Origin of the sequence: Mycobacterium sp. IS-1590 (genome assembly GCF_001500025.1) — a bacterium.
Classification (GTDB): Bacteria; Actinomycetota; Actinomycetes; order Mycobacteriales; family Mycobacteriaceae; genus Mycobacterium.
Genome location: NZ_LQIW01000017.1, coordinates 59,180 through 67,089 on the forward strand (window position 1 = coordinate 59,180; position 7,910 = coordinate 67,089).

General features: G+C 68.6%; 9 protein-coding genes. 1 reads left to right on the top strand and 8 read right to left on the bottom strand.

Going from position 1 to position 7,910, the window contains the following annotated elements; genetic code table 11:
• Window position 1: 1 nt before the first annotated feature.
• A complete protein-coding gene (steA, locus tag AU197_RS13475; RefSeq protein WP_064403204.1) occupies window positions 2-1,186 on the bottom strand; it encodes a putative cytokinetic ring protein SteA in 1,185 nt (394 codons plus the stop codon).
• A gap of 81 nt (window positions 1,187-1,267) precedes the next feature.
• On the bottom strand, window positions 1,268-1,648 hold the full coding sequence (locus AU197_RS13480; protein WP_064403205.1) for a VOC family protein: 381 nt from the start codon (window positions 1,646-1,648) through the stop codon (window positions 1,268-1,270).
• A gap of 31 nt (window positions 1,649-1,679) precedes the next feature.
• Between AU197_RS13480 and AU197_RS13485 the strand changes: the two genes are divergently transcribed.
• Window positions 1,680-2,255: a TetR/AcrR family transcriptional regulator gene (locus AU197_RS13485; RefSeq protein ID WP_064403206.1), complete on the top strand. Its 576-nt coding sequence runs from the start codon at window positions 1,680-1,682 to the stop codon at window positions 2,253-2,255.
• Here AU197_RS13485 and recN read toward each other — a convergent pair.
• From recN to AU197_RS13515, 6 genes are read right to left on the bottom strand one after another with little or no spacing between them, the layout of a single operon-like run.
• Window positions 2,252-4,009: a DNA repair protein RecN gene (gene recN, locus AU197_RS13490; RefSeq protein ID WP_064403207.1), complete on the bottom strand. Its 1,758-nt coding sequence runs from the start codon at window positions 4,007-4,009 to the stop codon at window positions 2,252-2,254. The two genes, AU197_RS13485 and recN, sit on opposite strands and share 4 nt — an antisense overlap.
• The gene (locus tag AU197_RS13495) at window positions 4,009-4,932 is read right to left on the bottom strand and encodes an NAD kinase (protein WP_064403208.1); all 924 of its coding nucleotides are present in this window, start codon (window positions 4,930-4,932) and stop codon (window positions 4,009-4,011) included. Before AU197_RS13495 ends, recN begins: the two co-directional genes overlap by 1 nt.
• Window positions 4,929-5,732 carry a TlyA family RNA methyltransferase gene (locus AU197_RS13500; RefSeq protein WP_064403209.1) on the bottom strand — a complete coding sequence of 268 codons (804 nt, stop codon included), beginning with the start codon at window positions 5,730-5,732 and terminating at the stop codon, window positions 4,929-4,931. Before AU197_RS13500 ends, AU197_RS13495 begins: the two co-directional genes overlap by 4 nt.
• 5 nt (window positions 5,733-5,737) lie before the next feature.
• The gene (locus AU197_RS13505; protein WP_064348825.1) at window positions 5,738-5,923 is read right to left on the bottom strand and encodes a hypothetical protein; all 186 of its coding nucleotides are present in this window, start codon (window positions 5,921-5,923) and stop codon (window positions 5,738-5,740) included.
• Window positions 5,924-5,931: 8 nt separating this feature from the next.
• On the bottom strand, window positions 5,932-6,954 hold the full coding sequence (locus tag AU197_RS13510) for an HAD-IIA family hydrolase (protein WP_064403210.1): 1,023 nt from the start codon (window positions 6,952-6,954) through the stop codon (window positions 5,932-5,934).
• Between the two features lies 1 nt (window position 6,955).
• On the bottom strand, window positions 6,956-7,738 hold the full coding sequence (locus AU197_RS13515) for a tetratricopeptide repeat protein (RefSeq protein ID WP_156434414.1): 783 nt from the start codon (window positions 7,736-7,738) through the stop codon (window positions 6,956-6,958).
• Window positions 7,739-7,910: the final 172 nt, after the last annotated feature.

Here is a 7,910-nt window from a genome sequence, read left to right on the forward strand (position 1 = left end):
CCTAGGTGATCCAGCCCTGGACCCACAACGAGAAGCGGTTCCAGTAGTCAGCGATCCAGTCCAGCAGGGCGGTGTCGACGCGGGCGACCCACAGTGCGACGATCACCGCGACCATCACGGCGAGCACCAGCAGCGCGATCGCTCCGCCCGACACCCGGCTGCGGTACAGGGTGGCAACCGCCTTGGCGTCGACGAGCTTCTCGCCGACCTTGAGTCGGGTCAGGAACGTCGACGGGTTGCTCTGCTGGCGGGCCCGGTCGAAGAACTCCTCGATGCTGGCGGTGTGGCCGGCGGTGACGATCAGCGACGCGCCGTGGTGGTCACACAGCAGCAACGCCAGGTCGGCCGCCGATCCTGCGGCCGGGAAGGTCATCGCCCCGACTCCGAGGTCCTGGATTCGTTCGAGACCGGCGGCGTGCCCGTCGGCGTCGGCGGGCAGCACCACCTGCGCGCCGGAGCGCAGCACCTCGGCGCTCATCTTGTCGGGGTCGCCGACGATGAGCTGCGGCCGGTAGCCGGCTTTGCGCAGCACGTCGGCGCCGGTGCCGACGCCGACCAGCACCGGTTGGTACTCCTTGATGAAGGGTTTGAGCGCTTTGAGGTCGACGGCGGCGTCGACGTCCTCGGCGACGATCACCACGTGGCGCCGGTTGAGGTCGACGTCGATGTCGGGAATGCCGATGCCGTCGATCAGCAGTGGGCTCTCACTGCGGATGAACTCGATGGTGTTGCCCGCGAACGCCTCGAGATGGGCCACCAACCCGCTCTTGGCCTCGTGCATCAGCTCGTGGATCTCGTGGTCGGTGCGCTCGACGCCCAGCACCAGGCGGCGATCGCCGGTGTAGACGCCGCCCTCGTGCAGCCGCACACGCGCGCCGTCCTTGACCTTTTTGAAGACGTCGTCGCCGGTGTCGTCGATCAGGGTGATTCCGTTGGCGACCAGAACCTCGGGGCCCAGGTTGGGATAGCGTCCGGAGATGGAGGGTGAGGCGTTGACCACGCCGGTGACGCCGGCCTCGACGAGCGCATCGGCAGTGATGCGGTCGAGGTCGAGGGCGTCGATGACGACGATGTCGCCGGGGGTGACACGCCGCAGCAGTCGGTCGATGTCGCGGTCGACTCTGGCTGTGCCGGTGATGCCCGGACGTGAGCTGGCATTACGAGATAGCAGCGCTGACATCTTCATGCGCCGATTTTGTCGAGATCAGCGACCTATCTGTCGGAGGCGCGCCGTATCATCTGTCCCTTTTGTCACACACGTAACATCTCAGCGGGATGGTTCGAACAGCTCCACGAGGTTGCCCGAGGGATCCATCGCCAAGGCCTGACGCCCACCGCGTCCGGTGATGACGTCTCCGCGGAAAGGTACGCCCGCAGCAGAGAGTCGCGAGACGGTGTCGTCGAGGTCGTTGACCTCCAACTGGATTCGATTCCAGCCACCGGGAGCGGGCCGGCTTCCGTCGCTGAGCGACTCGCCCGCTCCGCCGCCCCCGCCGGGCGAGTTCAACAGCAACCGCAACGCGTCGCGTCGCAGCATGGCGAATCCGGGTCCGGGTCGCATCACCACGTCGAAGCGCAGCTTGTCGGTATAGAACTGGACGGCCGACTCGACGTCGTCCACGATGTAGCGAACACTGGCGTCAGTCATAATTGCACCTCCTTGAGGTTATAATACAGAAGTGTTTCAGAAAAGGCAGCCCGATCCGCGAGTCGAACACTCCCGTCGGACGATTCTTCGCGCCGCCCTCGACGAGTTCGCCCGCGTCGGTTACGCCGGGTTTCGCATGGAGTCCGTCGCCGCACGAGCACGGGTGAGTCGCAGCACGTTGTATCGGCACTGGCCCGACAAGACCGCATTGATCGCCGATGCGCTCGAGACGCTCAATGTCCAGCCGGACCCTCGCAGGGAAGCGCCCACCGGGACGGCACGCGAGCAGGTCCAGATTCTGCTGGAGCACCTGGCGCGCGCCCTGAGCGATTCCACGGTCTCGGCCTGCATTCCCGCGCTCGTGCACGCCGCGGAGACCGAACCGGAGATCCGCCGGTTCTTCCACGCGTACTCGGCGTCACGGCGGCAGCGGCTCACCGCCAGCATCGCCTCCGGTGTCGGCGATGGGCAGTTCTCTGCGCGCATTGATCCCGAAGCCGCGTCGGTGGCGCTGTCGGGTGCGCTGTTCTACCGGCGACTCGCGACCGATGAACCGACCGAGCCGGAATTCCTCACGGCGCTGATCGATACGGTGTTGGGCGGCTAACCACCTTCCGCGCGGTCTTTCTGCGCCGCCTCGAGCAGCTCGCGAGCGTGGGCGCGGCCACTGTCGGATTCGCCGAGACCGGCGAGCATGCGCGCCAGCTCGGCCACCCGCTCGTCGTCGTCGAGGCGCCGAACACCGCTCGCCGAATTGCCGCCGTCTCCACCCACGACGAGGTGCACGTCGGCGTAGGCGGCGACCTGCGGTAGGTGGGTGACGACGATGACCTGGTGGGTGCGAGCCAATCGGCCCAACCGGCGGCCGATCTGCACCGCGGCCCGGCCCCCGACCCCGGCATCGACTTCGTCGAAGACCATCGTGGTTCCCTCGGCGGACGAGGACAGTACGACCTCGAGCGCCAGCATGACCCGTGAGAGTTCACCGCCCGACGCGCTCTTGTGCAGGGGCAGCACATCGGTGCCGCGACTGGCGAATCCGAATTCGACGTTGTCGACGCCGTCGCGGCCGGCGTGCGCGGTCTGGCCCGACGGCAACACGACCGGCGCGGAGTCGTCGGCGCGCGCGAGTAGCGGGGCCACCGACACCGTGAACACGGCACCGGCCATGGCCAGACCGGACAGTTCGGTGGTCACCGCCTTGGCGAGACCCTTGGCCGCCTTGGTCCTGGCTTTGGTGAGGTCGGCGGCCGCGGCGACGGTCCTGGTTTCGAGTTCGTCGACTCGCCGCTGGAGGCCGGCGAGCGCTTCCTCGGACACGTCGAGTTGCTCGAGCCGTTCACGGGACTCGCGGGCCCACTCGAGCACGCCGTCGATGTCGGCGGCGTATTTGCGAGTGAGCGAACGCAGTTCGGCCTGCCGCGCCAGCTTTGTCTCCAGTGCGCTGGTGTCGGACGGCAACCCGGACAAATAGGCGCCGAGTTCACCACCGACATTGGTGATCACCGCGATGGCTTCGCTGAGCTGCTCGGCCAGCGCGGTCAACGCGGTGTCGCCGGTGACCTCCAGCGCCGACTTGGCCTGTGCGACACCATGGGCCGCGGACACCGCGTCGGGCGTGGGGTCGTCGGGACCTGCGAGCGCTGCCCGAGCGATCTGAGCGGCTTCGCGTAGTGCGTCGAGTTCGGAAAGCCGCCGGATGTCGTCGACCAGCGCGGCATCCTCGCCCGGTTGCGGTGCCGCAGTATCGATTTCGTTGAGGCCGAACTTCAGCCGGTCGGCTTCGAGCGCCAGTTCCCGGGCCCGCTGTGTGCGGTCCAACAGATCGCGCCGAGCCGCCAGCCACTCCTCCCGCACGCGGCGGTACTTCTTGAGCTGCGTTTCGACATCGGCGAAGCGGTCCAGCGCACCGCGTTGTTCGTCGGGGCGCATCAACCGCAGCTGGTCGTTCTGCCCGTGCAGCGTGAGCAGTTCGGCGGTGAAGCTGCTCAACGATTTGGCCGGCACGCTGCGGCCGCCGAGATAGGCACGCGACGGGCCGTCGCGGCTGACCGAACGGGCCGCGATGACGCTGCCGTCGTCGTCGCGTTCAGCGCCCGAACTGTCAAGGATCTCATCGACCAGCGATGCCACGCCGTCACCCAGATCCGTTGTGGTGAAACGCCCTTCGACAACCGCCCGCTTGTCCCCGGAACGCACCCGGGTGGCGTCGGCGCGTGCGCCACCGAGCAGGTGCAGGCCGGTGACCACCATCGTCTTGCCGGTACCGGTTTCGCCGGTGAGCACGGTGAAACCGCGATCGAACTCAGCGGTCGCTGCGCTGATCGCACCTAGTGACTCGATACGGATCTCGGAAAGCACTACTGCCCGCGCCACCCCGTGACCGGCAACCGGAATTTGCGCACCAGGCGGTCGGTGAACGGTGCGCTGTCGAGGCGCACCCACTTCACCGGGGTTCCGCACCGGGTGACCTCCAGGCGTCCCCCGGCGGGCACCACCATCTCGCGGCGCCCATCGCAGAACACCAGTGCGTCGTGGCCCCCCGCCTCGACCTCGATCGCGATGGCCGCCTCCGGACTGGTGACCATCGGCCGGGCGAACAACGCGTGAGCGTTGTTCGGTACCACCAGGATTGCCTCGAGTTCAGGCCACACGATCGGCCCGCCGGCAGAGAACGCCCACGCCGTCGACCCGGTCGGCGTCGCCACCAGCACGCCGTCGCAACCGAAGGACGACACGGGCCGGCCGTCGACCTCCAGGACGGCTCCGAGGACTCCGAGCCGGGGCCCCTTTTCGAGGCTGGCTTCGTTGAGCGCCCAGCCCCGGTCGACGATCTTGCCGTCCACCCGCACCACGACGTCGAGTGTCATCCGCTCCTCGACGCGGTAGTCGCGCTTGACGACCCGGTCGAGCACGGTGTCGATGGAGTCGGCCTCCGCCTCGGCCAGAAAGCCGATGCGTCCGAGATTGACGCCCAAGACCGGGATCTCGACGTTGCGTGCGAGTTCGGCAGCGCGCAGGAAGGTTCCGTCGCCGCCGAGGACGAGGACGAGTTCGCAACCCTCGGCGGCGCGTTCCTCCGCGTCGACCACTTCGATCTCGACGCCGAGCGAACGTATGTCGTCGGGCGACAGCGGAACAGGTCCGCGGTCGACGGCCTCGGCCGAGAGAACTTTGAGTCTGATCCCGTTGTCGCCGAGCACTTTCTGCACCCGGCGAGCGACCTCGGTGACCTCGTCGCGGCCGGTGTGCACCACCATCAGGATCGCGCGGTCGGCGTTCATTGCGGGCCCTCCGCGATGGCGGTGTGTACGGCGTCCTCGAGGTCTTGCCCGTCCAATCCTGCGTCAGTTCGCAGGTGCAGGAAGTACTCGACGTTGCCGGACGGCCCGGGAAGCGGGCTCGCGGTCACCGCGACCGGATGCCAGCGCAGTTCGGCCGCGCGTCGGGCCACCGCGAGGATCGACTCGGCGCGCAACGCCGGATCGGCGACCACGCCGCCGGCGCCGACGCGGTCCTTGCCGACTTCGAATTGCGGTTTCACCATCGGAACGATATCGGCGCCGGGTGACGTACACGACGTCAGCGCGGGCAGAACTGTGGACAGCGAGATGAACGACAGGTCGGCGACGATCAGATCGACGGGGCCGCCGATCGTGTCGGCCGTCAGCTCACGCACATTGGTGCGCTCGAGCACGGTCACCCGCGGATCGTTGCGCAGCGACCAGGCCAGCTGTCCGTAGCCGACGTCGGCGGCGATCACCTGGCGGGCGCCACGGTCGAGCAGCACCTCGGTGAAGCCGCCCGTCGACGCGCCGGCATCCAGGCATCGCCTGCCGTCCACCGGGAGTCCGAAGGCGTCCAGTGCGCCCATCAGCTTGTACGCGCCCCGCGAGACCCAGGTGCGCTCGTCGGCACCCTCGATGGTGAGGCTGGCCGTGACCGAGACCGCGGTGGCGGGTTTGGCGGCCGGCATGCCATCGATGCTCACCCGTCCCGCGTCGATGAGCTCGGCGGCCTGCTGGCGGGACCGGGCCAACCCCCGTCGCACCAACTCGGCGTCCACTCGCGCGCGCCGTGCCACGGCGCTCAGCCCTTCTCGACCGACTCGAGCGCCTGCACGAGCACGTCGTGCGCCTCTTCCAGCCGTGCCGCGAGCAGCTCGACGTCGGCATCGGCCAGGTCCGCGAAACCCGAGCCTTCCTGCGCGGGGTCGGGCAGGTCTGCCAGCAACTCCGCGATCCGGGCGCGGATCTGTTCGGGATCGGTACTCATATCGAGGTTCACGCTAGCCGATTCGGCTCGGGAAGCAGGGACCAGCGTTGCAACGCCTGCTGGGCGGTGTCGTCACCGGCGGTGATCGCGACCGATCGGCCGTCGAGGCCGGCGTTCCACACCGCATCGGCGGTGGCGCGCACCACCGACAGGGCGTCTGCGGGATCGCGCCCCGTGGAATGGACCGTCACCGCCGGAGCGGCGACATCGATGTGCCAGGCGGGGCTGGCCCCGATGCGCAGCGTGTCCGTCGGGGCGCTGAGCGCCCGCAGATCGGCCGCCAGGTAGGTCGGCCGCTCCGAGGCCTGTGCGCGGACGAGGTCGACGGCCGTGCTGACACCGGTGAGCACGAGCAGGCTGGGCAGTCCGGCGGCGTTGGCCCCGGCGATGTCGGTGTCGAGGCGGTCCCCGATCACCAGCGGGGTCTGAAAAGTGCCTCGAGCCAGGGCATCTCTGAGCAGAGTCGGCTGCGGCTTGCCCGCCACCTGGGGCTCGCGGTCGGTCGCCGCGCGCAGCGCCGCCACCATGGATCCGTTGCCGGGCAACAGCCCCCGTTCTGACGGAAGGGTCCGGTCGACATTGGCCGCCACCCACAATGCGCCGGCCCGGATGGCCAAGGACGCCTCGGCAAGGTCGGGCCAACCTGTCTGCGGTGAGTGTCCCTGCACGACGGCGACCGGCCGATCCGACCACTGTCGGACGGGTTTGAGCCCGACGCGAACGACTTCGTTGGCCAGCGCTTCGGTTCCGACAACGAGAACAACTGCGCCACTGGGTAATTGGGCAGCAAGCAGGCGCGCGGCGCTCTGTGCGCTGGTGACAACGTCCTCCGGCGCGGCGCGAAAGCCCAGCGCGTGAAGATGCGCCGCGACGTCAGCGGGCTCACGCGAGGCGTTGTTGGTGACATAGAGGGTGCGCGCGCTGATCGTGGCCAGCGTGTCGACCGCTCCGACGGTGGCTTCGTGACCGCGGAAGACGGTGCCGTCGAGGTCGAGCAGAAGGCAGTCGTGCTCGCGGGCGAGGGTGTTCACCTCAGGACAGCTCCGTGATGCGTTCTTCGGCGTCGGTCACGCCCTCGAGGTCGGCTGCGGCGGCGTTGATGAACCACTGCAGCGCGTCCTCGTTGCGGCCAAGGGCCAGTAGCGTTTCGGCGTACACGTAGAACAGGCGCGCCGCCGTCTGTCCCTTTCGGGTCGGATCCAGTTGCGGCGTCGACAGAAGCGCCAACGCCTGCTCGTGCTGTCCGAGATCGGACCGGGCGCCGGCCACGACGATCTTCAGCTCGTCGGCATCGTCACCGGTGAGCTGCGCGGCCTCGGGGCTCCGGGCCAGTTCGATCGCGCGCTCCGGACGTCCGACACCGCGTTCGCAGTCGGCGATCAGCGCCAGCAGCGACGATCTGCTGCCCATCCGCCTGGCGGCGCGCAGTTCGGCGAGCGCCTGCGCCCAGTCGCCGCAGTGGTATGCGGCGATGCCGACCGCTTCGCGTACCGCGGGGATGCGGGCGGCGCGGTTGCGCGCAGCGCGAGCGTGTTCGAGCGCCGTCTGCGGATCGTCGTCGATGAGTTGGCCGGCGGCCACCAGATGGCGGGCGACGAAGTCGGCGGTCGAGCGGTCGAGTGTGGTGAGCTCGCCACGCACATCGGGGGCGAGCTGGCGGGGCTCGATGCCTTCGGGTACCGGCGGACCCGACGGCTGCCGAGCCGCGCCGTCGGGCTTCGGCTGCGCCCTGCGGGCTCGGTTCGGGCCGGAGCTACGCGGCGCCGACCGCTGCGGGCGACCCCCAGAGTCGCCGCCCCTTCTGTCGTCAGCCACGTATGCCTTTCTACCCGATGGAGGAGTCTCGCGATAATACGTAATAGATTGTCGCGAAATAGAATTACCCCCCACGCAATTGTGGGGGGTAATCCTAATTTGTGTTCGGCGGTGTCCTACTTTTCCGCCCGGGTTGGGCAGTATCATTGGCGCTGGCAGGCTTAGCTTCCGG

Excerpts from the sequence above, each read along its gene's own strand:
- steA (WP_064403204.1), bottom strand. The coding sequence starts at position 1,186 with ATGAAGATGTCAGCGCTGCTATCTCGTAATGCCAGCTCACGTCCGGGC.
- AU197_RS13480 (WP_064403205.1), bottom strand. The coding sequence starts at position 1,648 with ATGACTGACGCCAGTGTTCGCTACATCGTGGACGACGTCGAGTCGGCC.
- AU197_RS13495 (WP_064403208.1), bottom strand. The coding sequence starts at position 4,932 with ATGAACGCCGACCGCGCGATCCTGATGGTGGTGCACACCGGCCGCGAC.
- AU197_RS13505 (WP_064348825.1), bottom strand. The coding sequence starts at position 5,923 with ATGAGTACCGATCCCGAACAGATCCGCGCCCGGATCGCGGAGTTGCTG.